Annotated in this window: 25 protein-coding genes; 13 read left to right on the forward strand and 12 right to left on the reverse strand. The window is 41.6% G+C overall.

Annotated features, from left to right (window positions below; all coding sequences use genetic code 11):
- Positions 1 to 63 precede the first annotated feature (63 nt).
- Positions 64 to 426, reverse strand: a complete 363-nt coding sequence (locus MHB41_RS05145; RefSeq protein ID WP_034282166.1) for a hypothetical protein — start codon at positions 424 to 426, stop codon at positions 64 to 66.
- A 156-nt stretch (positions 427 to 582) separates the two neighbouring features.
- Between MHB41_RS05145 and MHB41_RS05150 the strand changes: the two genes are divergently transcribed.
- Both MHB41_RS05150 and lepB read left to right on the forward strand, forming a co-directional pair.
- Positions 583 to 1,200, forward strand: coding sequence for a TVP38/TMEM64 family protein (locus MHB41_RS05150; protein WP_024425492.1), 618 nt, complete (start codon positions 583 to 585; stop codon positions 1,198 to 1,200).
- Complete coding sequence (lepB, locus tag MHB41_RS05155; protein ID WP_034282162.1) at positions 1,200 to 1,712, forward strand: signal peptidase I; 513 nt, start codon at positions 1,200 to 1,202, stop codon at positions 1,710 to 1,712. Before MHB41_RS05150 ends, lepB begins: the two co-directional genes overlap by 1 nt.
- Positions 1,713 to 1,750: 38 nt before the next feature.
- On the opposite strand, the gene MHB41_RS05160 is transcribed toward lepB, so the two are convergent.
- The gene (locus MHB41_RS05160) at positions 1,751 to 2,896 is read right to left on the reverse strand and encodes an AbrB family transcriptional regulator (protein ID WP_034282161.1); all 1,146 of its coding nucleotides are present in this window, start codon (positions 2,894 to 2,896) and stop codon (positions 1,751 to 1,753) included.
- 266 nt (positions 2,897 to 3,162) lie between these two features.
- Between MHB41_RS05160 and MHB41_RS05165 the strand changes: the two genes are divergently transcribed.
- The 3 genes from MHB41_RS05165 to MHB41_RS05175 are packed head-to-tail and all read left to right on the forward strand — an operon-like array spanning position 3,163 to position 4,885.
- The gene (locus MHB41_RS05165) at positions 3,163 to 3,585 is read left to right on the forward strand and encodes a BlaI/MecI/CopY family transcriptional regulator (protein WP_034282159.1); all 423 of its coding nucleotides are present in this window, start codon (positions 3,163 to 3,165) and stop codon (positions 3,583 to 3,585) included.
- The gene (locus tag MHB41_RS05170) at positions 3,578 to 4,417 is read left to right on the forward strand and encodes a M56 family metallopeptidase (protein WP_034282157.1); all 840 of its coding nucleotides are present in this window, start codon (positions 3,578 to 3,580) and stop codon (positions 4,415 to 4,417) included. The genes MHB41_RS05165 and MHB41_RS05170 overlap by 8 nt, the downstream gene beginning before the upstream one ends.
- Before the next feature lie 57 nt (positions 4,418 to 4,474).
- Positions 4,475 to 4,885, forward strand: coding sequence for a DoxX family protein (locus MHB41_RS05175; RefSeq protein ID WP_034282155.1), 411 nt, complete (start codon positions 4,475 to 4,477; stop codon positions 4,883 to 4,885).
- Positions 4,886 to 5,082: 197 nt separating this feature from the next.
- Here MHB41_RS05175 and MHB41_RS05180 read toward each other — a convergent pair whose 3' ends face one another.
- The gene (locus MHB41_RS05180) at positions 5,083 to 5,529 is read right to left on the reverse strand and encodes a ferritin-like domain-containing protein (RefSeq protein ID WP_034282153.1); all 447 of its coding nucleotides are present in this window, start codon (positions 5,527 to 5,529) and stop codon (positions 5,083 to 5,085) included.
- Between the two features lie 152 nt (positions 5,530 to 5,681).
- Between MHB41_RS05180 and addB the strand changes: the two genes are divergently transcribed.
- From addB to MHB41_RS05205, 5 genes are read left to right on the forward strand one after another with little or no spacing between them, the layout of a single operon-like run.
- The gene (gene addB / locus MHB41_RS05185; RefSeq protein WP_340899044.1) at positions 5,682 to 9,191 is read left to right on the forward strand and encodes a helicase-exonuclease AddAB subunit AddB; all 3,510 of its coding nucleotides are present in this window, start codon (positions 5,682 to 5,684) and stop codon (positions 9,189 to 9,191) included.
- The gene (gene addA, locus MHB41_RS05190) at positions 9,169 to 12,873 is read left to right on the forward strand and encodes a helicase-exonuclease AddAB subunit AddA (RefSeq protein WP_340899042.1); all 3,705 of its coding nucleotides are present in this window, start codon (positions 9,169 to 9,171) and stop codon (positions 12,871 to 12,873) included. Before addB ends, addA begins: the two co-directional genes overlap by 23 nt.
- Positions 12,874 to 12,899: 26 nt before the next feature.
- Positions 12,900 to 14,075, forward strand: coding sequence for an exonuclease subunit SbcD (gene sbcD / locus MHB41_RS05195; protein ID WP_070325681.1), 1,176 nt, complete (start codon positions 12,900 to 12,902; stop codon positions 14,073 to 14,075).
- Positions 14,072 to 17,467 carry an SMC family ATPase gene (locus tag MHB41_RS05200; protein WP_340899041.1) on the forward strand — a complete coding sequence of 1,132 codons (3,396 nt, stop codon included), beginning with the start codon at positions 14,072 to 14,074 and terminating at the stop codon, positions 17,465 to 17,467. Before sbcD ends, MHB41_RS05200 begins: the two co-directional genes overlap by 4 nt.
- Before the next feature lie 19 nt (positions 17,468 to 17,486).
- Positions 17,487 to 17,786, forward strand: a complete 300-nt coding sequence (locus MHB41_RS05205) for a hypothetical protein (RefSeq protein WP_034282144.1) — start codon at positions 17,487 to 17,489, stop codon at positions 17,784 to 17,786.
- Between the two features lie 47 nt (positions 17,787 to 17,833).
- On the opposite strand, the gene MHB41_RS05210 is transcribed toward MHB41_RS05205, so the two are convergent.
- The 8 genes from MHB41_RS05210 to MHB41_RS05245 all read right to left on the reverse strand — a co-directional run bounded on the left by MHB41_RS05210 (position 17,834) and on the right by MHB41_RS05245 (position 21,297).
- Complete coding sequence (locus MHB41_RS05210; RefSeq protein ID WP_003211468.1) at positions 17,834 to 18,052, reverse strand: spore germination protein; 219 nt, start codon at positions 18,050 to 18,052, stop codon at positions 17,834 to 17,836.
- 22 nt (positions 18,053 to 18,074) lie between these two features.
- Positions 18,075 to 18,506: a spore germination protein GerPE gene (locus MHB41_RS05215; RefSeq protein ID WP_070325683.1), complete on the reverse strand. Its 432-nt coding sequence runs from the start codon at positions 18,504 to 18,506 to the stop codon at positions 18,075 to 18,077.
- Entirely contained in the window at positions 18,506 to 18,682 is a 177-nt protein-coding gene (locus MHB41_RS05220) for a germination protein GerPD (RefSeq protein WP_003210893.1), read from the reverse strand. The genes MHB41_RS05215 and MHB41_RS05220 overlap by 1 nt, the downstream gene beginning before the upstream one ends.
- Positions 18,679 to 19,293, reverse strand: a complete 615-nt coding sequence (gene gerPC, locus MHB41_RS05225; RefSeq protein WP_340899040.1) for a spore germination protein GerPC — start codon at positions 19,291 to 19,293, stop codon at positions 18,679 to 18,681. Before gerPC ends, MHB41_RS05220 begins: the two co-directional genes overlap by 4 nt.
- Before the next feature lie 30 nt (positions 19,294 to 19,323).
- Complete coding sequence (locus MHB41_RS05230; RefSeq protein WP_003210877.1) at positions 19,324 to 19,557, reverse strand: spore germination protein GerPB; 234 nt, start codon at positions 19,555 to 19,557, stop codon at positions 19,324 to 19,326.
- 14 nt (positions 19,558 to 19,571) lie between these two features.
- Entirely contained in the window at positions 19,572 to 19,793 is a 222-nt protein-coding gene (locus MHB41_RS05235; protein ID WP_003211745.1) for a spore germination protein, read from the reverse strand.
- 125 nt (positions 19,794 to 19,918) lie between these two features.
- Positions 19,919 to 20,080 carry an aspartyl-phosphate phosphatase Spo0E family protein gene (locus MHB41_RS05240; protein WP_029707539.1) on the reverse strand — a complete coding sequence of 54 codons (162 nt, stop codon included), beginning with the start codon at positions 20,078 to 20,080 and terminating at the stop codon, positions 19,919 to 19,921.
- A gap of 122 nt (positions 20,081 to 20,202) precedes the next feature.
- A complete protein-coding gene (locus MHB41_RS05245) occupies positions 20,203 to 21,297 on the reverse strand; it encodes a CotH kinase family protein (RefSeq protein ID WP_340899038.1) in 1,095 nt (364 codons plus the stop codon).
- Between the two features lie 997 nt (positions 21,298 to 22,294).
- Here MHB41_RS05245 and MHB41_RS05250 point away from each other — a divergent pair.
- Positions 22,295 to 23,200, forward strand: coding sequence for a fumarylacetoacetate hydrolase family protein (locus MHB41_RS05250; protein WP_070325686.1), 906 nt, complete (start codon positions 22,295 to 22,297; stop codon positions 23,198 to 23,200).
- A 92-nt stretch (positions 23,201 to 23,292) separates the two neighbouring features.
- Entirely contained in the window at positions 23,293 to 23,661 is a 369-nt protein-coding gene (locus tag MHB41_RS05255) for a YisL family protein (RefSeq protein WP_034282135.1), read from the forward strand.
- 38 nt (positions 23,662 to 23,699) lie between these two features.
- Here MHB41_RS05255 and MHB41_RS05260 read toward each other — a convergent pair whose 3' ends face one another.
- Entirely contained in the window at positions 23,700 to 24,227 is a 528-nt protein-coding gene (locus MHB41_RS05260) for a DUF2777 family protein (RefSeq protein WP_340899033.1), read from the reverse strand.
- Between the two features lie 154 nt (positions 24,228 to 24,381).
- Between MHB41_RS05260 and asnB the strand changes: the two genes are divergently transcribed.
- On the forward strand, positions 24,382 to 26,223 hold the full coding sequence (gene asnB, locus MHB41_RS05265; RefSeq protein ID WP_340899032.1) for an asparagine synthase (glutamine-hydrolyzing): 1,842 nt from the start codon (positions 24,382 to 24,384) through the stop codon (positions 26,221 to 26,223).
- The last annotated feature ends 111 nt before the right edge of the window (positions 26,224 to 26,334 follow it).

Consider the following 26,334-nt stretch of genomic DNA (forward strand, 5'->3'; position numbering starts at 1 on the left):
AAGGAGCCTGCCGCCGCGGCAGGCTTTTTTTGCATGGGTACCGCGCCGCATTTCAGCAAGAAGTTAATTTGCTTGATGCAGAAAATATGCAGTCAGCAGTTCCTCTACCCGGTGACGTATACGCGGATTAAAGTATTTATGCTTTTCTTCATAGCCATTTATGATAAATAGATACGTTGTAAATCCTTCATCGTGTTCAATTTGCTGTACTTTCATATTTTCTTTACGTAAATGCTGCTTCAGTTCGTAAAGTGCTTTCTGTGCTTCCTTTAACACAGAGGTCACAAGCTGAATGTATGGTTCATTTAGTTTAAATGTTTGATGTTGTTTTAAGTGTGTCAGGTCACGATTGAGGATGGAGATGACCATTGGAAGAAAGATGGCCTGTTCCATCATCTGAAGCTGTATTCTTGATAGTCTTGTCATGTCCAAGCCTGCTTTCTTTATGAATAGAACAAATGTTCTTGTTTATTATATCGAATGAGTCAAACAATCTCAAGGGGGCGAGTGGGATTCATTTGTATATTTTTATGTTTTCCATGTAAAATGAAATGTAGACAAACCTTGAAGGAGTCAAACAAGTTGACATCATTTCTTTCTCTATTTACTCATGAAAATATCACATCATTTTTTGAAAGCTACAAGGCTTTTGGACCAATTGTCGCTATATTGCTTCCTCTGATTGAAGCATTTCTTCCGTTTTTACCACTTGTGGCGTTTGCGGTGGCCAATGCAAATGCATTCGGCCTTTGGGAAGGCTTTTTATTAACCTGGATCGGTGCAAGTGCAGGGTCTATTCTTGTCTTTTTACTGATCAGAAAATTTGGACAGATGAGAATGCTGAACTTTATCAGCAGACACCCTTCCATTAAGAAATTGATGCTTTGGGTAGAGAAGCGGGGATTTGGTCCGTTATTTATTTTACTCTGCTTTCCTTTTACACCTTCTGCGGCTGTCAATGTTGTCGCAGGCTTATCAAGAATTAGCATGTGGCAATTTTCATTAGCTGCTTTAGCTGGTAAGTGTGTCATGCTCTTTATCATTAGTTTTATCGGTTATGATCTTTCTGCTTTAGTAAAGAATCCGTTAAGAAGTGTTTTTGCGGTTCTAGTTATCGTTTTATTATGGTATGTTGGAAAGAGAGTAGAAAATAGGTTGAATATTCGAATGAGCAAGCGTGAGGACAAAGGAGGCTCTTAATGAAAAAGAAGCCATTGCTATGGTTGATGATTATTACATGCATCGTCTTATTGTTCCAGGTAAAGAATTTCATGTTTGTGAAGTATAAAGTAGAAGGGGTTAGTATGGACCCTACATTTACAGATGGAACAGAATTATTAATCAACAAGTTCTCGCCAAAACTCACGAAAATTAGCCGGTTTGATTATGTGTTATTTCACGGACCCAAAAATCAAATTTTGATCAAACGGGTCATTGGGCTCCCAGGAGAATCGATCAAGTATGTAGATGATCAGTTATTTGTCGATGGGGAAAAATGGAAAGAACCCTATTTAAAAGAGCAGAAAAAACATAAAATGGGGAATGTCCTGACAGGAGATTTTCAGCTGAAAGCTATCACAGGACAAGATAAAATCAAAAAAAACCATTACTTCGTGATCGGAGATAACCGAATACATAGCTTCGACAGCCGGCATTTTGGAACGATTTCAAAGGATCAAGTAGTTGGTGTCAAAAGAAATCAGAATGAATAAAAGAAGAGGCGCTCTGCACATGCAAAGCGTCTCTTTTTTTATTTTGCGGCTTTATATTCAGGATGTCTTTTTGCCCAGACATGATGTAAGAATCGAAAAAACGGTGGCAGCATCGCAATGACAAGAATGATTCTAACGACCTGTACAGCTACTACAAAGGTTGAGTCCTCATGGAGTGTGACTGCTGTTGTTGCCATTTCTGCAATACCGCCAGGCGAAAAGGCAAGAATGGCTGTAATGACAGAAATGCCTGTGACTTCTGCAATGGCAATTGAACTGAGAACCGTTGCAGCAATCAGTCCAGCTGAGCTGACGACGGCCACAATTAACGTGTTTTTTAGCCCGACAAACATCTGTTTATTCATTTTTGAACCGATGGTTGCACCTAGAAATACCTGTGACGCGATATTCGCTTGTGCTGGCCAGTAAGGAATCAAATCATGACCTATGAGCGCACCTGCACCTACTTGAAGAGCTGCAACTCCTAACATGCTGCCAATCAGCCAAGGGGCAGGGAAATGAAGACGAACCGCGAGGCGTGACATAAGCCAGGCACCTAAAATAAGTGCGATACTCCACGAGATATTTGACAGGGTGAAAACGCCGGATGAAAAGGCGCTCCCTTGCACGGTTGCAGCTGCATCCGCTGGATTTTTTGTATTTAAATAGAACACCGTAAATGGGATGGTGAGTACCACCATTAATACACGTGTTGTTTGTACGAGACTGACAACGGCTGTATTTGCTCCAACCTCTTGGGCAATCCCTGGCATAGCAGATAAACCGCCTGGTGCTGTTCCGACAAAGCTGGTCAGCATATCTGTTTTACTCAGCTTCCATAAGGCAAAGCCAGAGAGCATCGCCAGTAGAATAGAAAAAACGAGCATGAAACTCACAGGGAGCCAATGTTCAGTGAAAATATGAAGAACTTTCATGTTCATTTTTTGTCCGAGTTCGATTCCGAGAATAAATTGACCAAGGAGTAGCCATCTGCTGTGGATACGCAAGGTGTTGTTTCCTTTACGCTGAAACAGGGCGGGGCGTCGCATGGCAATAAATGCAGCCGTGATTAATGTTCCGATCATCCAGCCAATAGACATTCCTGTTAAAGACAAAAGAAATCCACCTAAACCGCTTATCGCGATCAAAATGAGATCGGTTCGAAGGCTGTTTCCTTGTTTCATCACATGTAAACCTTCTTCCTATAAATTTGTTCAGTAAGTGAAATGTTGTTATCTTCACTATAATACAAAAGTCTCTATAAATAAAATACGAATTTTTTTACCAATTTCATAAGATTATCTTATCGAGAATCAGATTGCCTATTGATATAAATAGGTTCGTAATTTTTACCAAGAAGCAAGGTAATATGCAACGATTTTCCCCTATTTTGGTTATCTGTTGACTATCATTTTCAATTACACTACAATCCTTAGTGTGAGGTGATGACATGAAAATTCCTTCTTTTAAATATAATGAAAAGGGATTGAATCGCTTTTTCGGTCCTTTAGAGGGAAGGATTATGGAGATCCTTTATCAAGGTGAGGGTATGCCGATTAAAGAAGTGCAGCAGAAGCTGTCAGATGAGAAGCCGATTAATTTCAACACGGTGATGACTGTGCTGAACCGCTTAACCGAAAAGGGAATTGTCGAGAAGAAAACAAAAGGGCGTTCATCTATTTATAATCCCATTTTAACAAAAGAAGAATTTCTAAATGAGCAGACAAAATGGATTACCCAAGGGCTGATGGACGATTTTGGTCCACTGGCAGTGAATCATATGGTGGATGCAATTGAAAGTGCTGACCCTGAATTACTCAAAGTGCTTGAAGCAAGGCTGGCATCCAAAAAAGAGGAGCAGCAAAATGAATAAAATGAAATCGAGCCTGCTGTTTTTAGGCGGTATATTGATTGGTTTAACGATTTTTTATCAGATGGGTTATTACGTGCTTTCAAGCTTTTTTGGCTGGAATCAAGCATATAATCTTATTCATGTATGCCAATCTGTTCTCGAATTCTATGGATTCACTCCTTTGAAATATTTTCTAGATGCTTTAGTCCTCTACACACTGGGATTTGCGATTTTCTATATGACGAAGCAAATCAAAACGTACATTCAATTCAAGCAAAATCTGATGCTTGCAGTCGATTACCACTCGACCGAATCTTTATCTGAGAAATATGCAAATGACATCATTGTGTTTCATTGTCATGAACCGCTTGCTTTTGCCATGGGGATGCTTCACCCAAAGGTTTACTTATCAACGTCTCTCATGGACATGCTGGATGAAGAGGAGATTGACGCTGTTGTTTATCATGAATTACACCACAAATACAGCTATGATCCTTTAAAGGCTTTCACATTCTCAATGCTCACAAAAGTTATTTGGTACATTCCAGTGTTAAAGCATATGAGACAAAGCTATTCCGTTTTTCGTGAAGTGATCGCAGATGACTATGCGATTCGGCAGACAGGCACTGAGCTTGGAGTAGGGCAAGCCCTTTTGAAGCTGATTAAAAAGAGAACGCAGTTTCAAAAACAAACGAAGTTTGCGGTATCCTTTGGAGATCGGGCATTGAATTTAAGAATACAGAAGATCTTAAATCCAACATACAATATTCCTTTCAATGTACCCATCATTCCCATTGTCACATCAACCATTCTCATGGTGGCCTTAATGATTATGCTTAACCTAAATTACTAATTTTTTTTACTTATTAACATTACATTATGTAGTGTAAAAACAGGAGGAAATCACTATATGAAAACGAATCAAGAAATAGGAACACTTTTTGTACGTGTTATTTTAGGTATTATCTTCTTTCTACACGGACTTCAGGCATATCAAGGAGGTCTGGGGGGAACAGCGGCATTCTTTGGACAAATCGGTGTACCGGAATTTATGGCCTATATTGTAAAGACAATTGAGCTGGTCGGTGGTATCGCCTTGATTTTAGGTCTAGGAACACGTATTTTCGCAGCATTATTTGTACCAATTATGGCTGTGGCGATTATTACGGTTGGTTTTTCTAAAGGATTTGTTGGCGGTTATGAATTTGAACTATCGCTGCTTGTCATGGCCCTTTATTTAACACTCAGCGGCAGTAAGATGCTGTCCATTGATGGGTTGCTAAAACATCAGCAGCAAAGCAATGAAGCAAAATTTCATTAAACGATCATGAAAAAAACTCCTTCTGCTATTTGTGGCAGAGGAGTTTTTTTATTTATCAAATTGTCGTTTTCACGTTTGAAAAAGTGAAAGAGATGAGGGATTTATTGAGAATAGTATTTTATTTGATAGATTGAATGAACAAAAAGCCGATTTCATTTTTTGACGGAACATACGATCTCCTATTAAAATAGGACTATCTAAGACACATGGTGCGTTAAAAGATATAAAAACCATACAGCATGCTGCTGTTCATCTTGAGCGATACGTTTCATCAGCTCTTTTGTTCCTTGATCCCGAACATAATCTGATATCGTTAAGTAAAAATCGACCGTTCTTTGTTCATCTTTAAATGCGAAAAGAAGCCCTTCTCTAAATTGATCTGGACAAGGTTCTGTTACGCTTGGTTTGTGATTTTTACCTGTTAAAGAATAATACAGCTTTGAAAATAGTTGATAGTGTCTGACTTCATCCTGGCGTATTTCTTGAATGATTTTTTTTGCCTCAGGAGTTTTTGCTCTTTGAGCAAGTTTTTCGTAGCATTGGATCGCAGAATATTCACCATTGATTGCTTTTTCAAGGTCTGAAATGATTCTTGTATTTTGGCGCATGTCATATGGCGGGTAGTCGTAATAACCGTAATACATGATATTGCCAGCCTCCTTTGAGTTCATGATGGTTTATGATATGAGAAGAGTAAGGAAAGGTGCCTATATCTTTTTAGGAAGGAGAAGGGGAAAATAGCTATTTACTTTTATTTTCGCTAGAATATGAGTACATAAGAAAGGTGTTGTGGAGCGTGGAGATTCAGTTTTTAGCAGGCAGATCGGGGAGTGGAAAAACGACTGCAATCTTAGAGGAAATCAAAGAACAGCTTCGGCTTGATCCGTTGGGTCCGCCAATCATTTTTTTAGTCCCGGATCAAATGACATTCTTAATGGAATACGAGCTTGCAAAAACGTCTGAAGCTGGCGGGATGATTAGGGCCAAAGTATTTAGTTTCACGCGTCTTGCTTGGTCTATTTTACAGCAGACTGGCGGAGCGAACCGGCAATTTGTGACAAGCACAGGAATTCAAATGCTTTTAAGAAAAGTGATTGAAGAGGAGAAAGAAAAGTTTAAGGTATTCAAAAAAGCGAGTGATAAGCCGGGGTTTGTCGAGCAAATCGAAAAGACGATGGCTGAGTTCAAGAGATATTGCATGCTGCCTGAGGATATTGAAAAAATTTCATTATCGAGCATGCATTCAGAGTATACAGAAGAAAGACGGGCAGCCGAGAAATTGCATGATCTGCATGTTCTTTATCAGCAGATGGAGCAGCATTTACAAGATGAATATGTGCACTCAGAAGACTATTTGACGCTTCTCACGGAGCAAATTCCTTTATCTGAAGAAATAAAAGGAGCACACATTTATATAGATGGTTTTTATCAATTTACACCGCAGCAGCTTCTCGTCATTGAACAGCTTCTGCTGCATGCTGAGAAAATAACGGCTGCTTTCACAGTGGATCGTTCCTATCATGATAAACAGCCAAATGAACTTGATTTATTTCGTATGACAGGTAAAACGTATTTCCAGCTCTATCAGCTTGCTAAAGAGTGCGGCGCGTCCATTTCTGAGCACATTTTGGAGAAAAATAACCGTCATCTTCATACGCCGGATCTTGCTTATTTAGAACGGCAATATGAGCAGAGACCGGTGAAGCCATATCAGGAAATAACCCCTCATCTCACAGTGTCTAAAAGTGCGAGTAAACGAGCTGAAATTGAGGGAGTAGCGAGAGAAATTCTTCATTTAGTGAGAGAAGAAGGACTTAGACTGCGAGATATTTCGATTGTAGCGCGGCATGTAGACGACTATAAAGATACGTTAAAAGAGGTTTTTCGAGATTACGATATTCCATTTTTTATTGATGGAAATGAATCGATGCAGTATCATCCGCTCATTGAATTAATTCGTTCAGGCTTGGATGTCATTAAAGGAAACTGGCGTTATGAGGCCGTGTTTCGCTGCGTGAAGACAGAGTTCTTATTTCCGCTCGAACTTGCCAAAAACAAAGCGAGAGAACAGGCAGACCAGCTTGAAAACTACTGTATTGCTTATGGTGTAAAAGGAGAACGCTGGACAAACGGTTCCCGTTTCCATTACAGGCGATTCCAATCCTTAGATGAGGATTTTGGACAAACAGATCAAGAAATTGAAATGGAACAGATGCTGAATGATGTAAAGGAATGGATCGCACCGCCGCTTTTCCAATTGCAAAAAAGGCTGAAAAAAGCGCAAAAGGTAAAAGACATGGTAGAGGCAGTTTATGTCTTTTTAGAGGAAATACAAGTGCCGGATAAACTTGAAAAGGCTAGGCTGGAAGCTGAAGAAGCAGGTAGCTTAGCTGAAGCCATGCAGCATGGACAAGTATGGGATGCTGTTATTCAATTAATGGATGAATTTGTTGAAATGCTCGGTGAGGAGGAGCTCTCATTTCCTTTATTCCAACAGATGATGGATACAGGATTGGCCTCTTTAAAATTCGCTTTAATTCCGCCTTCACTCGACCAAGTATTTATCGGAAGTATGGATTTATCGAGAATGTATCAAGTGAAGTGTATGTTTATCATTGGGGTAAATGATGGCGTTATTCCCGCACGTCCTTCTGACGAAAGTGTTTTGTCTGAGGATGACCGGGAGTGGTTAAAACGAGCAGGAGCAGAACTCGCAGAGACAGGAAAGGAACGGCTGCTAGATGAGCAATTTTTAATTTACCAGGCACTGTCGAGTCCATCTCATCATTTGTATCTGTCTTATTCAGTGTCAGATGAAGAGGGGCGCTCTCTATTGCCTTCGCCTCTTATCAAGTATTGTCAGGAGCTTATGCCAAATCATGAGCATGCTTTGTATGTGTTAGACCCGGAACAGCTGGATGACAAGGAGCAATTAAAATTTGTAGCGAATGAGCATGTCTCGTTATCGTATACTGTCTCGCAGCTGCAGCAATGGCTCAACCAATACCCCATCAGTGGTGTATGGTGGAGTGTCTATAATTATTTGATGACGTCATCTCATCGGGATGTATCAAAAAACATCTTGTCGAGTTTGTTTTTTACAAATCGAGCGAAGCGCTTAAAACCAAACGTCACAAAAGAACTTTATGGTGATCACATTCAAGGCAGTGTTTCAAGAATGGAGAAATTCAATGCGTGTGCATTTTCTCACTTTGCTTCCCACGGGTTAAAACTAAAGGACCGGCAATTTTATAAATTGGAAGCACCCGATATCGGCCAGCTGTTTCACTCGGCCTTAAAGCATATTTCAGATACGCTTGTTGAACAAAAAAAGGATTGGAAAAACCTAACGAAGGATGACTGTGTCAACTATTCAAGACATGCAATCGAACAGCTTGCACCGCGTCTTCAAAAGGAAATCCTATTAAGCTCTAACCGGCATGCTTATATTAAAGAAAAGCTCCAGAAAATCTTGATTCGAGTCTCTTCTATATTAAGTGAGCATGCAAGAGTGAGTGGATTTTCTCCCGTTGGGCTTGAGTTAGGCTTTGGTGGCCAAGGGCCACTTCCGCCGTTTACTTTTCAATTGAAAAATGGCTGCACGATGGAGCTTGTCGGAAGAATTGACCGGGTGGATAAAGCAGAAGGTTCAAAAGGGCTGCTGTTGAGAATCGTCGACTACAAATCGAGTGAGAAAGGCCTTGATCTAGCAGAAGTATACTATGGGCTGGCCTTGCAAATGCTCACATACTTAGACCTGACGATTACGTATTCAAAGGAGTGGCTCGGTGTAGAAGCAACGCCAGCTGGCATTTTATATTTCCATATTCATGATCCGCTCATTCAAGCACCGATTCCGCTTGCAGAGGATGAAATCGAGAAGGAAATATTCAAGAAATTTAAAATGAAAGGTCTTTTGCTTGAAGATGTAGAAGCGGTAAAGCTAATGGATCAAACGCTTGAATCAGGAAGATCACAAGTCATTCAAGCTGGCTTGAAAAAGGATGGGTCTTTCCGTTCTGACTCTGCTGTTTTAAGTGAAGATCATTTCCATATACTCACACAGCATGTTCGGCGCACGTTTGAAGAGGCAGGCGAAAGAATTACAAATGGCGAGGTAGCCATTAATCCATATAAATTGAAGGATCAAACACCATGCCGCTTTTGTTCATTTAAGTCTATTTGCCAATTTGATGAATCGATAGAGGATAATGAATTTAGAGTGCTTTCATCTGAAAAGGATGATGTTGTGATAGACCGGATCAAAAAAGAAGGGGATCAGTATGCAAATACCAAAACCGAATAACAGTACTTGGACGGATGACCAGTGGGAAGCCATCGTTTCAGAAGGACAAGATATCCTTGTTGCGGCGGCGGCAGGGTCAGGTAAAACAGCTGTTTTGGTTGAACGGCTGATTCGAAAAATGACCCGTCCTGAAGATCCAGTTGATGTGGATCGTCTGCTCGTTGTGACTTTCACAAATGCATCTGCGGCAGAGATGAAGCATCGGATCACAGAAGCACTTGAAAAGGAATTAGCTAAGAACCCCGGGTCCCTTCATATGAGAAGACAGCTGTCGCTCATGAATCGTGCCAATATTTCCACCCTGCATTCCTTTTGTTTGCAGGTTTTGCGCACCTTTTACTATGAGATTGACCTTGATCCAGGCTTTCGTTTGGCTGATCAAACAGAAGGAGAATTATTAGGAGATGAAGTGTTAGATGAACTGTTTGAGGATGAATATAAGGCTGGAAAGCCAGCGTTCTTTGAACTGGTTGATCGTTACACTTCTGACCGTCATGATTTAGATTTGCAATGGCTTGTGAAGAGAATTTATGAATTTTCTAGATCTCATCCTTCACCTGAACAATGGATGAGGGCATTCCTTTCTCTTTATGATGTAGATGCTCAAACAAAAGTAGAACAATTACCGTTTTACCCATATATCAAAGAGGACCTTTCTCTCGTTTTTCGAAGCTGTCTTGAACTGCTCGAACGAGCTCTCGCCCTATCAAAAGAACCGGGTGGCCCCGCGCCGAGAGCAGAAAATTTTATAGATGATTTAGAGCAGATCAATGAATTAATCAGGCACCAAGATGATTTTGAGAAGCTTTACGAGCTTTTGCCAAACATCAATTTTAAAAGGCTCAAAACATGTAAAGGGGACGAATATGACCCTGTGCTGTTAGAAAAAGCCACAGATGCACGCAATCAAGCAAAAAAACAACTAGAAAAGCTCAAAGATGAATACTTTATGCGCAGTCCCGCCCAGCATTTGAAAAGCTTAGCTGAAATGAAGCCGGTGGTCGAAACACTTGTGGAGCTTGTCATCCAATTTGGACAGCGTTTCGAAAGAGCGAAGCAAGAAAAATCAATCGTGGATTTTTCGGATTTAGAGCATTATTGCTTACGCATTTTAGCAGAGCAGGACGCGGAAGGAAATTTGATTGAAACAGAAGCGGCCAAGTACTATCAACAGCAGTTTGAAGAAGTGCTCGTTGATGAATACCAGGATACAAACCTTGTACAGGAAACGATTTTAAGGCTTGTATCTAAAGGGGAACATGCTGCAGAGGGCAACCTGTTTATGGTTGGTGATGTAAAGCAGTCCATTTATCGTTTTAGACTGGCTGAGCCTATGCTCTTTTTAAACAAATATAAACAATTTACACCAGACGGCGAAGAAACAGGGAAAAGAATTGATTTAAATAAAAACTTCCGCAGCCGTTCAGATGTGTTAGACAGTACGAACTTTTTGTTCAAACAGCTGATGGGGGAAACAGTTGGAGAAATTGATTACGATGAACAAGCTGAATTAAAGCTTGGAGCTAGTTATCCAGAAAGCGAAGATACAACGACAGAAATGCTTCTTGTACATTTAGATCAACAGGAAGCAGAAACTGACGAAGAGCGAGAAGATCTAGAGACCGTACAACTAGAAGCGAGAGTCATTGCTAAAAAAATAAGAGAATTGGTGGAGCAGCCATTTCAAGTGTACGATGCAAAACAGCAAATGACCCGTAACTTGCAGTATCGGGACATTGTGATTTTACTTCGCTCCATGCCTTGGGCCCCGCAAATGATGGAGGAATTGAAGAAGCAGGGAATCCCTGTGTATGCGAATCTTTCCTCCGGTTATTTTGAAGCAACAGAGGTGTCTGTGATTCTTTCTCTGTTAAAAGTCATCGATAATCCATATCAGGATATCCCGCTTGCAGCTGTATTAAGATCACCAATTGTTCATTTAGACGAAAATGAAATGGCACTAATTCGCACGAGTGATAAAAAAGGCACTTATTATGATGCTGTGAAGGCATTTATGAGTGTGACTCATTCAGATCACCCTACATGCAAAAAACTAGAACGGTTTTTCAGGTTGCTGCGTAAGTGGCGTGATTTCTCCATGAATCATTCAGTAGCGGAATTGATTTGGGAAGTATACCGCGATACGCAGTATCTAGATTACGTTGGCGGGATGCCTGGAGGCAAGCAGAGACAGGCGAACCTCCGTGCTCTTTATGATCGAGCGAAGCAGTATGAAAAAGCTGCCTTTAGAGGGCTGTTCCGTTTTCTTCGTTTTATCGAAAGAATGCAGGAGCGTGGAGATGATCTTGGTGCGGCAAAAACGTTCAGTGAAACAGAGGACGTTGTTCGCATGATGACGATCCACAGCAGTAAAGGATTAGAATTTCCAGTCGTCTTTACCGCAGGACTCGGCAGAAACTTTAATATGATGGACTTAAACCAGTCCTACTTGCTTGATAAAGAATTAGGATTTGGAAGCAAATATATTCATCCAGAGCTGAGAATTAGCTATGCAACATTACCGCTTGTGGCAATGAAAAAAAAGATGAGGAAAGAGTTATTATCTGAAGAGCTGAGAGTTCTATATGTAGCGCTCACAAGGGCTAAGGAAAAATTATTTCTTGTCGGCTCTGTCAAAAATCAGGTGAAGGCATTAAGCAAATGGCAAAATGCTGCAACTGGAGAGGACTGGCTCCTCCCTGATTTTGAACGTTATCAATCGAAAACATACTTAGATTTTATTGGTCCTGCTCTCATCCGTCACCAAGCAATGTCATCTATTTTAGAAGAAACAGGTGATGTTGTTCTGTCGCACCCATCAGCATTCACGATCTCATTTACTCAAGCTTCCGATCTTCTAAAAGAAGATATGTCACTTGAAAAGAATCAGCAGGACGAGGTGGTACAAGCTTTGATGGAAGGTCTGCCTGTTGAAGAATATGGTGATGCTGATGAGAAAGTAGCAGAGAGACTTTCATGGAGATACCCATACCTAGCGGCCTCACAAGTCGGCACAAAGCAGTCAGTTTCCGAGATAAAAAGAATGAAAGAAATACAGGATGAGTACAGTGTTCCTTCTTCTCTTCGAAAAGCCCGTGCCACGATGTATGACCGGCCGGCTTTCATGAAGAAAAAAACACTCACTGCCGCAGAGCAAGGCACCGCAATGCATACAGTCATGCAGCATATTGCGCTTCCTTCTGACGAGCCCTTTGATGAAATCCGTATACATCAGCTGCTCGATTCCTTACAGCAGCGAGACTTGCTAACAAATGAACAAGTCCAGTCAATTGATCAAGAAGGAATTGCAGCTTTCTTCTCTACTTCTATTGGTCAAAAGCTGCTGAAAGCGGACTGGGTGAAACGAGAAGTGTCATTTAGTATGGTGTTACCTGTTAAAGAGGTATACAGCCATATTGATGCAGAGGGGGAGCCTGTCCTTATTCAAGGGATGATTGACTGTTTATTTGAATCGGATGGAAAACTATATTTACTAGATTATAAAACAGATAGAGTGCAAGGCAGATATACAGGCGGTCTTGAAGCAGCTGTACCTATATTGAAAAAGCGCTATGAAACTCAAATAGCGTTATATGCAAAAGTAGTAGAACGTTTAACAAACAGAACATTAGAGGAGAAAATTCTTTATTTCTTTGATGGTAATTTAGAAATTTCATTATAAATGTATCGGAATGAGAGGTGAATCACATGAGGATTCTGCATACGGCAGATTGGCATTTAGGAAAAACCCTTGAAGGCCGGAGCCGGCTTGATGAGCAAGCACAGTTTTTAGATGAGCTGTATCAAATCGTAAAAGACGAACACATTGATGTCATTGTCATGGCTGGAGACGCCTTTGATACAGTGAATCCGCCTGCTAGAGCAGAACAGCTTTTTTATGAAAGTCTATCCGCCTTATCTGATAAAGGAAAACGTCAGGTCGTGGTCATCTCAGGCAACCATGATAATCCGGATCGACTATCTGCCGCATCTCCTTTAACTAATGATCAGGGGATTCATTTAATTGGTTATCCGACAAATGACATCATCCGCGTCGATGTTCCCTCTTCAAGTGAACGTTTATCCATTGCAGCACTCGCTTATCCGTCTGAAGCGAGACTAAACGAGGTGCTGGCTGAAACATTTGAAGAGAAATTGCTTCGCGATCATTACAATTTAAAAATACAGCAAGCGTTCCAACATTTAAGCACTCAATTTCAAGCCGATACGGTCAATATCGCAACGAGCCATATTTATGTGGCAGGAGGAAGTCAAACAGATTCAGAAAGACCGATTGAAGTAGGCGGTGCATATACCGTTGCGGCAGAAAGCCTGCCAGAAGCAGCCTGCTATGTGGCCCTTGGTCATTTGCACCGCCCGCAAACCATCAAGCGTGCCAAAACGATTGCCCGCTATTCCGGGTCACCTCTTGCTTACAGCTTTTCTGAATCAGGATATGCCAAATCAGTCACAATTGTAGAGGCAAAACCTAATGAAAAAGCAAGCTGGAAAGAAGTGTTGTTATCAAGCGGAAAACCACTTGTGAAATGGAAGGCAACTGAGGGACTGAGTCAAGTGCACGAGTGGCTGGATGAAAAACGGGATCTTCAGGCATGGATTGATTTAGAGATTCATTTAACAGATCAGCTCTCCATAGAAGAGATCCATCAGCTCCGAAAGCAGCATAGCGGGTTTGTCCATATTAGACCGAAATTTAAAGAACTTCAGCAAATGGAAGAACAAAAGCAAGCCGAAAAGCTCTCAATCGAGGAGCGGTTCGTGAAATTTTATGAGCGCCAGACAGGCGGCGGTCTTCCTGATGAAAAAACAGTCAAGCTGTTTTTGGAGCTCGCCAATGAAATGCAAGAGGAGGAAGCGACTTGAAGCCGATTACGCTAACCATTAAAGGACTTCATAGCTTCAGAGAAGAACAAACAATTGACTTTAGCTCATTATGTGATGCAGGTGTGTTTGGCATTTTTGGACCGACAGGAAGCGGAAAGTCGTCCATATTAGACGCCATGACCCTGGCACTTTATGGCAAAGTGGAACGTGCGTTAAATAATACACATGGTATTTTGAACCAAGCGGAAGAGAAGCTGTCAGTTTCCTTTACGTTCGCTTTACAAAAGGAACACCACATTTCTTATAAAGTCGAACGTGCTTTCAAGCGGGCAGATGAAATGAAAGTCAGAACGACACTATGCCGTCTGATTGAAATTGGGGATACACAGACAGTTCTTGCAGATAAAGCGAGTGAGGTCAATCGTAAAATAGAAGAATTACTCGGGTTAACCATTGATGATTTTACGCGAGCGGTTGTCCTGCCTCAAGGGAAGTTTGCAGAATTCCTTTCCCTAAAAGGAGCCGATAGACGACAAATGCTACAGCGTTTGTTTAACCTGGAAAAATATGGGGATCAGCTCGTTAAACGTTTGCGCGCAAAAGCGCAGAATCAGTATGGACAAAAAAATGAACTGCTTGCTGAGCTGAATGGCTTAGGAGAAGCTGGCCCAGAGGCGCTCGCAAAGGCAAAGGAAGCGGCTGAGCAGGCAAAGGCTATTTTTCATGAGAAAAAACAAGCGCGGGATGAAGCGTTCACTGCTTTTACAAAGGCGCAAACAATTTGGCAGTATCAAAAGGAACGAGAAGCTTATGAGACGGAACTAAACCATCTGAATCAACTGGCACCATCAATGGAAGAGAAAAAGGCCAAGCTTCATATTGCTGAGCAGGCAGAGGCATTAAAGCCTTATGCGGATGCATTAACAAAGGCTGAAAATCAGCTTTCTCAAGCATTAAAAGAGAAGCAGGAAGCAGAAAATCAGCTACTGCATCAACGAACGATCTATGATCAAATGACACAGAACTATGAGCAAGCAAGGCAAAAGAAAATAGAAACTGAGCCAGAACTTCTTCAAAAGAAAGAGCAGCTGCTTCAGCTAAAGGAAATTGAACGGAAAAAAGAGGCGGCTCTTCAGGAAAAGACGGCAATCGAACAGCGAAAAAACGATACAGCGCAGCAATTATTACAAAAAAAAGAAGAAGCAGACAATCTCCAATCTTTGTTAGAACGTGCACTGGCAAAACAAACACAGCTGAAGCGTGAGCTGGAGCAATTACAAGTCTCTGTAAAAGAACGAAAAAGTGTACAGGATGCTTTGCGTTTAAGCGAAAATGTTCAAAGAATACACCAAAGCATACACAAGGAAGAACAAAAGATGGAGAAGCTCAAAAAGCGATCAACACAGACCGCAGCAGCATATGAAAAGCTTCAAAAACAGCAAAAAGACCATCATGAAAAAATAGACCAATCGTTTCAAGCGATTGAACAGCTCTATTTCTATGTATGTGAATTCGAACGGGCTTTTACAGAATGGAGTAAAAGAGAACAAAGTCAGAAGCTCACAAAATTAAAACAGCGTGATGCTGTTAGGGCTGCAGAATTAAGAAAAGAATTAGCGGCAGAGCTCGTAGATGGTGAGCCATGTCCTGTTTGTGGATCGATTCATCATGACCCAAAGGCATTGGAAAACAATGACCATGAAGAAACAGTGGCACAAATCGATGAAGTGATTCAACGGATGGACACAGAGCTCAAGCAGGCAGAGGAATATACAAGAGACATGTATGCCGCCAAGCAGTTATTGGAAACGCACGCCAATCAATTAGTAAAGCAGTTTGCCTTTTTATCTCAGAAAGCTCCAGGTGCGGAAGTTGCAGCAGCAGTAGAAGCAGTGCAAAAGCCGGAGTCCTTGCAGTATCTCATGCAAGAATGGAAAGGCTTGAAACAAGATATTCAAGAAGTTGAACGTAAACGAGCTCGTTTAATGGATGAAACATACGATCAAGCAGCAGAGATAAGCAAGACGAAAGATCAAATGACATTTGATCAGCAGCGTATCGAAGAATTAGACGGGCTGATCAAGGAGCTTCAATCTGAGCTTTCAGAGCAAACGTCTCAATTTGAACAGACCTTCCCGCACTTTACATTGCACCAAGTACAAGAGATGCAAAAGCAGATCGACGAAAAGGACCAGCAAGCGGAAGGCTATAAAGAGCGTATTGAGAAAAGTATTTCATTTTTGGAAGAAAAACAGCAGGCAAAAGAACAGCTGCAAACAGCCATATATGATGTAGAGAAGGAACTTGATAAACTAGCGCATCAGCTAGAAAGCCAGCAGCAGCTCATTTATCAATATGAAACAGATTTAGGGAGATATCCATTGAAAGCTGTCTCTATTTCTGATGAACTAATCGAAGTTGAACACACGCTTGCTCGTCTCAATGAAATGGAACAGCAATCGTACAAGCAATTACAGCACGCACAGGAGCTCTTTAGTGAAGCACAAAGTCATTTTTCAAGCTGTGAGCGTCAGCTTCAAGAGGCTGACCGGAGAAAACAAGAAGCAAGTGCAGCATGGGCTAAAGAATCGGAGTCTTCTCCTTTTGATAAGCCTCAAGAGATTGAATCTGCTTTTATGAATCAGGCAGTACGTCACTCGGTTAAACAGGAAATTGACGAATTTGAGGATAAAAGAAAGCAATGTGCCGCAAACTTAAAGCGAATTTCTGAGCTGCTGAAAGATGAGTCACTAGATGAAAAGCAGTGGACTGATATTCAACTGAGGAAAGAAGCGGCAGAGAAGGCATTGGAAGAAGCAACAGTGATGAGCGGCTCTGCATATGAACATCTGCGTGTAATGGAAGAGAATCACCAGCGATTTGCAAGTATTCATGAACGCTTGGCGGAGCTGCAGCAAGAAATTGATCGGCTCGATAAGCTGCAAACCGTGTTTAAAGGAAATACATTTGTTGAGTTCTTAGCAGAAGAACAGCTGGAAAGTGTCAGTCGTGATGCATCTGCCCGTCTTGGTATTTTGACAAGACAAAGGTATGCGATTGAAGTTGATTCAGAAGGCGGCTTTGTCATGCGTGATGATGCGAATGGCGGTGTCAGACGTCCAGTGTCCAGCTTGTCCGGCGGGGAAACCTTCCTGACGTCGCTTGCGCTTGCACTAGCTCTTTCAGCGCAGATTCAGCTGAGAGGTGAGTTCCCGCTGCAATTCTTTTTCCTTGATGAAGGCTTTGGTACCCTTGATCAAGACTTGCTCGATACAGTGATTACCGCATTAGAGAAATTACAGTCTCAAAACTTAGCTGTTGGTGTCATCAGCCATGTGGAAGAATTGAAAATGCGGCTGCCGAAAAAACTGATTGTCCATCCAGCAGATCCAAGCGGGAAAGGGACAACAGTCTCAATGGAATTAATGTAAATATTGAGGTGATGACACGGTGGCAAAGCAAACAATTGGATTATGTGAGATGTGCGGAAGACAAGATGTCCTGCTCACAGAACATCACTTAACGCCAAGAGAAGAGGGCGGGGCTTTTTTACCGACTGCCTTCCTATGCATCCCTTGTCATAAACAAGTACATGCCCTCTTTACAAACCAGGAGCTTGCCGCACGTTTGAATACAATTGATGCGCTGAGGCAGGATGAAAAGCTTGCTTCGTACATCAAATGGATTCGGAAACAGCCGGCAAGCAAGCTGGTCAAAACGAAAAAATCGAGACAGCGCAGAAAAAAATAAGCATAAAAAAGCGCTCCTCTATTTGAAATGGGTGTAGAGGAGCTGCTTTATGCATTGCCTACCATATTCTGATCATTTAAGTCAGGATCCACATAGTTGGTGGCGCTAATGCCATTATTTAATATCAAGAAATCTCCGGTATTCCCCGCTCCAGAGCCTAAAGCAGATTTTGACGAACTTTTAGGCGACAGGTAGAATGAGTCACCGACGTTTACGACGCCTCCAGAAATAGAGTTAATGTAAATGGGTCCGACAATTGCTGGCATAATCGACATCCTTTATTCGAAGTCATATCAACATCATATGCGCAGGTAGGTCCATTTGTGAGTTTTGCGGACTTTCATCATTGCTAAACAGCTCTCTAATATGCTTCACTCGCGCAACGCCATTCATTCTACAAGTAGAGCCGATTTGATAGACAGAGGACGATGATACCCCTTCTACATGGATTGAAGACACTTTAATCACAGGCTTTTCATGGTAAAATGCCGTTCTCACTGATCGTTCTGGCAGCATCAATGGAATGGGCTCATAATACACTTCAAATTCTTTCGCATCTAAATTTTCTGCTTCATAGCCATAAAACAAACTAATGGTTCGTTGAACAGCTAATACCTTGACTTTCGGGCACAGCTCTTGTGTATCACCAATTTGAACCACACTCGAAATCCCGACAGAATTCACCTTTGAGAACTTCACTTTAGATGTGCGCTTGATCATTATCGAGGTGCCAGAGGAACAAACGGGCCAATAATCAGTGATTCTGGCGGTGTATCGAAAATCGAGGATAATTGTACATGGTCTGTGTCCCCGATGATAAACAGGGAAGAGGACGAAACCCCGACTACTTTAATGCTTCCGGTCTCGATGTTGCGGTTGACAACTGTGAAATTCATCCGTTTTCCTCTCCTTTCGTTTCACTTGGAATATGGGCTAAAAAGTGCTCAATCGCCCGCTTTACATCATGCTTCACATATTCAGCAATTTGCTCTGAACGCTGCAGCGGTGTCATTTCTTCCCGGTGTGGCAGCTGTCCCGCATAGTATTTGATCCTGCTGTCAATTTGCTTGCGAATATCCTCAATGATATGGAGTTTGTTGCTTTCATCGAGGGACCCTTCATATCGCTGTTCTAGTTCTTCAAGAAGTTCTGGAGCTTCTTCATTTAAAAATGCATCGACAAGCTGCCGTGTTTGATTGAAAAATTGATCAGCCATTTCTTGCTGCATCATTCCAATTCCCGGGGTTGTTGTTTGGCCCACTTCAAAGTTTTGAACACTGTTTGGATCAGATGGATTGAGGCCGATATTCAGCGTTCCTTCCAGCCGTTCGATTTTCAGTTGATCAAATTGATAATCAATCCGTTCAATATTCGTTGTCGGTTTATCTTTGATCATTTGTATTTCCTGCTGAAGCTCGTTAAGCCTTTTTTCAAGCATCATGATTTGTTGCGAGTGTTTTTGAATGATGCCATATACCTGTGAAGCGTTGCTCTGATAATCATACATTTACATACACCTCCGGGGATTGCAGATGACTTAAGTTGTTGGTGACTGAAGCGGTACAAAAGGTGCTGTGCTTGCGCCTTGAGATTCTTCAATTCCTTGTGTACCTGCTGCGGCAGGCGCTGCTTCTACGTAGCTTCCCGTGTTATACAGGTTGGAAAGGGCCTTGATGGATCCAGCACTCCCAATTTGCAGAACAGAGGAGTTACTTACAGACTCTACACGTAAATAATTAATTTGTATCGCTTGATTAATATAGAAGTTCAACGGATCCTCACTCCTTACAAGTTACCAACAAGCGGTTGATCAATGACATCACTGTCGTACGTATTTGTCACACTTTTGTAGTTGCTAATTCGCAATTGATCACCAGTATTAAAACTGCCTGCGCCAGCAAACGTTTTAACCTGACTATTTGGAGAAATAGTGATGCAGTCTCCAACATGAACGACTCCGCTCGTTCCGACGGCATTTACTTTAAAGGCTCCCACAATAGCCGGCATAGCGGTGCACATCCTTTATAAAATTAGGGCACTTGTTTTGGGCGTTTCACCATAGCTTATGATGGGTCTTTTAATGTGTGATTGTCTTTTTGAAAGCTTTTGATGAGAGGAATTAGATGTATGGTTTACCCTTTTTTTGAGCAATCTTTAGAGGTGGATTTGATGCCTTTATTTAAGAGTGTGTCAAGCTCTTGACTGCACCTGATCGTTTCTTCGGCATTCATCCCGAATTTTTTTGCAGTCTCAATTAAATGTAATCTTTTTTGTTCAATTTCATAATTGATCATAACGGACGCCAACTCTCACATTTTTTATCAAATAGAAGGATATGGTTAGTATACCCTATTTTTCTATAAAAAAAGCTGTTTCGTCAATATGAGTAATAAAGTGACAAAATTCGAAAGTGTTCTTACGTACCAAAAATCTCTTTTTTGATCTCAGTCTGTAAATAACGTCGTCTTTTGTTGATATATTGCCGGATTAAGTCTCTTTCAGACTGCAAGATGTCTTTTCGGCCTTTCGTATATGGATCATCTCCAATTCGATCCTCAATCGATTCATGCCATTTCTCTATGATTGGGCAGAGCCGGTCTTCTACAAAATGTGTATCGAGTACATGCTGGAAAAGTGTGTAATAGGCTCTTTTAAACGAAGGGATATCTAGTAATCTAGCAGTTAATGTATTAAACCCGTTTACTGGGATATAATCAAACGGCATTTCTTCTCCATGAATGTCACGACCCCATGTTGCATCATAATCCCAAGGAAGTACTTGAAACCTCCCTTGTTCATTTACATAAAGAGCGTAGTTATGAACAAAACCATCAAAGTTTTGTGTGCATACCACACCGATGAGCCAGCGGAAATACTGTGTCACATCTAGGTATTGTTCAATTTTTTCTGCAAAAGTGTCATCTTTCGCTGTGTTGAGAAAGTAAATAAATTCGCTCAGCCGCTGATCATGTTGAGAAGTCCCCGTTTTTTTCTCATATCCGAGAAGAAGGTGCTTTTTTGGTTTTTTATCAAAAGAACTCAAAAGGGAGAAGTTCGCGTCATCATCAACCGCATAATAAATGCCGCCTCCTGAAAGCTGCCGTTTTTGAAGAAAGAACTCATCGACAGATTCTATTTTCAAATAAATCCCTTCTTTTCTTCCATTTATGGTGAGAAACACATGAGAAGCGGCTGGGCTGTGCACCCCCATCTGCTCAAAGAAATAAAAGGACAGCCTGTTTCGGATAAACGACGGATCATTGTACTCTGCATTTAAATGAAAGATGGATTCGCCTTGTCTTTGTTTTGGCTTTCGGTATTCAATTTGATAGGACTTTTTCTTAAGCTTTCTAATGTGCGATCCGCGGTATGAAGCATAAATATGTGATTTGGTTTGGCCGTTTTTTAGAATAGCTTCAACAGGTTCATCGTTCCAAATGTCTTTTTTTAATTCAATCAGGTCCTTTGGATGAATCCACATATCAAGTTGTTTTAAAGGTTCTGTGTTCATATGTTCATCAGCCTCCTATATGCTCTTCTTTACGATATGAAAGTGAAGGAATGTCCTGTACCGGCTGGTAGGTATTCATGGAGTTTTCAAGGAAAGAGGCATTCGTCACGAACACTTGTCTACCGAGTCTCGTAACATAAAGCAGAGAAGATAAACAGCTTTGTCTGTTTGTTTTGTCGAAGATAGACTGGGAGGGGAATTGTTCGTGAGTACATTTGATCATTCACACATTGAACATGCAGTAGCTTCACTTCGAAGTGAGGGACGTGATCATCACTTAGATCGTGAACCAGAATCGAGACGTTCGCATAAGTCAGCTCGTTCTCGTCATTCAAGTCGCGGTCATTGGTTCTTTGGCGGTGGTGGACGCCGTAAATCACGCCGCAGTAAAAAAAGCTACAGAAGCTATCGTTCAAAGAAAAGTTATCGCTCTAAGAAAAGCTATCGTTCGAAGAAAAGCATGAAGAGTAAAAAGTCATATAAAAGCAAAAAATCTTACAGAAGCAAAAAGAGCGAACCGAAAAAGTCACATCGCAGCAAATGCAGATCTCATCATAAGAAGAGCTGCCGCAAGTCACACCGCAGCAAATGCAGATCGCACCATAAGAAGAGCTGCCGCAAGTCGCGCCGCAGCAAATGCAGATCTCATCATAAGAAGAGCTGCCGCAAGTCACATCGCAGCAAGCACAGATCCCACAATAAGAAGAGCCGAAAGTCGCGCCGCAGCCATCGATCTAAACGTTCTCATCACCATAAACGCAGCCGCTCTTGCCGAAGATGTGGAAAGAAGTCGCATCGTTCCAGAAATAGAATAAATGTTGAGCGTAAATGGGATCAAGGGAACATGTGGGAGTACCGCCGTTTCCGCTAAGCATTCAATCATCATTTTTGAAACCCTTTTTAAAAGAGAGTATGATAAAAAAGGGTTTTTTTTATTTCGTAGAGAAATAAAATGAGACATCATAACTTAGCGAAATGAAGATTGTGAGGGGAAGACATGAAGTTTTTTACAGGTGAGATACATAGCAGCATGTTTATTGGGGTAGTCATTGATGATGAATGGGTGATGGACGTCAAAAAGGCAGAAGCCAAATTATTTGAGCTTGAGACACTGCCAAACTCTTTATCTGAGTGTATCAAAATGGGGGACAAGTTTGTTGAACATGTAGGACAGCTTCTTGATTGGGCTGAGAAAAAAGAAGAAGACCGCGGTTCTTATGTATATCCGCTTTCGGACGTGAAACTCCATGCGCCGATTCCAAAGCCGTCTAAAAACATCATGTGTGTCGGAAAGAATTATCAAGACCATGTCATGGAGATGGGAAGTGCGGCGGATATTCCTAAAGACGTGATGATTTTTACAAAGGCACCTACTTCTGTCATTGGACACGAAGCGGACATTCTTCTTCATGAAGGTGTGACCAGTGAACTGGATTATGAAGGAGAGCTTGCCATTGTGATGGGCAAATCAGGGAAAAACATTGCTCCTGAAGAGGTCCAAGATTATATATTCGGTTACACCATTTTAAATGATGTGACGGCAAGAGATTTGCAGAAAAAACATAAACAATTTTTCATTGGCAAGAGCTTAGATGCTACCTGTCCGATAGGACCTTATATCGTTCATAAGTCAATGATCGAGGACCATGGTGCGCTCCATGTGGAAACAAAGGTAAACGGAGAGGTTCGTCAGTCTGCCAGTACGGAATTAATGATCTTCACAATTGAAGACATTGTCTCCACTCTTTCAAAAGGGATGACATTAGAAGCGGGTGACATCATTGCAACAGGTACACCTTCTGGGGTAGGGAAGGGCTTTGAACCGCCTAAGTTTTTAGCTTCTGGAGATCGAATTGACATCACAATTGAACCGATTGGAACGCTGACAAATCACGTCAAATAAAGCGCGTGATGACACAGGATTGTCGCTTTGTGTTCGACTTATTTCGTGGTACGATGAGAAGGTACTTGTTCTGATAAAGGGGGAAATCACAAATGGGAACACATTTACATATCACAGCATGGGTGCTGGGGATTATTTTATTCTTCGTAGCCTTTGCTCTTGCAGGTAAAAACGACAAAGGCGCTAAAATTGTGCACATGATCGTTCGCTTATTCTACTTGATCATTATCGCAACAGGCGTAGAATTGTATGTTCGCACAGGAATGAAAATTCCAGGTTTCGGGGGCGAGTATATTGGAAAAATGATTCTCGGTATCCTCGTGATCGGTTTCATGGAAATGGTCCTAGTGCGCAAGAAAAAAGGAAAATCGGTGACTGGTGTGTTGATTGGGTTTATCGTATTTGCGATTGTGACCATTCTTCTCGGTTTACGTCTGCCGATCGGTTTCCATATCTTTTAATATAAAAAGGGCATTGCTTATACGAAGCAGTGTCCTTTTTATGTGGCATCAAATTGTGAAACGATCCGTTGTCCGTCTGAAGTGGTCCATTCAAAATGAATGTGGCTGGCTGCAGGCTCATAGTGACATTGAAGTGCAAGTGATTGCGTATCTGTCGAAAACTGAAAGAAAGAGACGCGCTGCATTGAATGAAAGGAAGAGAAAACACAATCATAGACGGAAAAACCAAGCTGCTCTATCTGGTCAAGGATGTGATCAAAAACGTTTTCCGGTACGAACATGAGAAGATCAAGCCATCCTTTGGCAAGGGACGCCGTATATTGAATGTTTTCTCCTCCCTGTACTTCTATTAGCTGCCCGTTTTCATGAAGAATCATAGAACCGAGCAATTCCCCTTTTGTCCATTGGTCATTTTCCTTCAAACAGATCATTGTGCTTTGAAGACTTTCTGGCAGCATGATCTCTCCTTCTTCATCTTCAATCAGACAATGCCCGTTTTCAATGAGCAAATACCCGTTACACCATCTTCGGCTGCAGCGTTCAAGCTGCTTCATTCGATTTTCCATTTGCAAAAGCTCCTTTCTTCTTTCTTTTCTTACCAAATCAAGCTTGTCCTATACGCCGGGAAAAAAGGACAAATCAACTATCAAGGAAACGATGCATAAACTAAGAAAGGCTGAATGAGAACACTTGAGGAAAAACGGATGGGAGCTGATGATGATGTGTGGAATTACAGGCTGGGCAGACTTTAAAAAGCAGCTCATCCAACAGGATCATGTAATCAATCAAATGACAGATACATTATCTAAAAGAGGGCCAGATGATACAAATACGTGGAAAAGTGAGCACGTTCTTTTCGGGCATAAAAGGTTAGCGGTGGTAGATGTAGAAGGCGGAAAGCAGCCGATGACATATACACATCAAAACCATGCTTATACGATTGTATACAATGGAGAGCTCTATAACACGGAGGATATAAGAAAAGAATTATTAAAAAGGGGGCACCGCTTTCTTGGGCATTCTGATACAGAAGTTCTTCTTCATGCCTATACAGAATGGAAGGAAGAGTGTGTCTCCCATTTTAATGGCATTTTTGCATTTGTGATCTGGGATAGTGAGCGTGAATTGTTATTTGCAGGGAGAGACCGGCTAGGCGTCAAGCCATTTTTCTATACAGAACGTCATCATTCCTTCTTATTTGGTTCAGAGATCAAAGCACTTCTTGCTCACCCTGATATCAAAGCAAAAGTCGATTATGAAGGGCTGTCGGAGATCTTTGGCTTAGGACCGTCAAGAACACCAGGTCAAGGAGTGTTTAAAGGGATAAAAGAGCTGAGACCTGCACATGCCTTGACCTTTTCAAAAGACGGACTGCGCGTGTGGAGATATTGGAATGTCAAAAGCAAGGAGCATACCGACTCACTTGATGACACCGCACAGCACATTAAGCATCTCTTTACAGATGCCGTGACAAGACAGCTCGTCTCTGATGTGCCTGTATGTACATTTTTATCTGGTGGCGTCGATTCTAGTGCCATTACTGCCATTGCCGCTAAGCACTTTGAGAAAATAAGGGAAGCACCGCTTCATACGTATTCCATTGACTACGAAGGAAACGATCAATTCTTTGAGGCAAATCAATTCCAGCCGAATGCTGACGGCCCATGGATTGATCAAATGACAAAAGCGTTTCAAACGAATCATCACAGCTGTATCATTGGACAAAAAGAGCTCGCTTCCTATTTGAAGGAAGCCGTTGAGGTTCGAGACTTACCGGGTATGGCAGATATTGATTCTTCCTTGCTTTGGTTTTGCCGAGAAATTAAAAAGGACTTCGTTGTTGGCTTGTCAGGTGAATGTGCTGATGAAATCTTTGGCGGCTACCCTTGGTTCCATATGGAAAATGAAACGAATGGTTTTCCTTGGATGAGATCGACTGAAGCGAGAACTCAGCTCCTGCAAGACTCGTGGCAAAAAAAGCTGTCACTTAAGGAATACGCGCAAAGCAAATATGAAGAAACGGTGGCAGAAACGCCTCTTTTAGATGGAGAAACTGGCGTTGATAAAGCCCGTAGAGAACTTTTTTACTTAAATATGATCTGGTTTATGACAACACTGCTTGATCGAAAAGATCGAATGAGTATGGGAGCTAGTCTTGAGGTACGTGTGCCATTTGCAGATCATCGTCTTGTCGAATATGTGTGGAATATTCCTTGGGAAATGAAAATGCATGGAAATCGTGAAAAAGGGGTTTTACGAAAAGCATTAGAGGGAATTTTACCGAATGAAGTGCTTTATCGAAAGAAGAGTCCTTATCCGAAAACACATCATCCAGCCTATACTCAGGCTGTGAAAGAGATGTTAACAGACTGCCTCGCGCAAAAAGACTCTGTACTTCACGAATTTTTAGACCCACATCAATTAAAGCAGCTGATTGAAACGGAAGGAGCATCTTTTCATGTGCCATGGTATGGCCAGCTCATGAAGGGCCCGCAGTTGATTGCCCATCTTGCACAGATTCATCATTGGTTTGAAACGTATCGAATTGATATAGAAGCGTAATAAGGGGTCGGCTTTCTTGCACTTGTTGAAAGGAAGCCGGCTTTTTTGATACATAACATGAGACTTTTTGAGCACATCAAAAGTTGATCTAATCTTTCTAATTTGTATAAT

Origin of the sequence: Bacillus sp. FSL H7-0578 (genome assembly GCF_038630855.1) — a bacterium.
GTDB lineage: Bacteria > Bacillota > Bacilli > Bacillales > Bacillaceae > Bacillus > Bacillus safensis.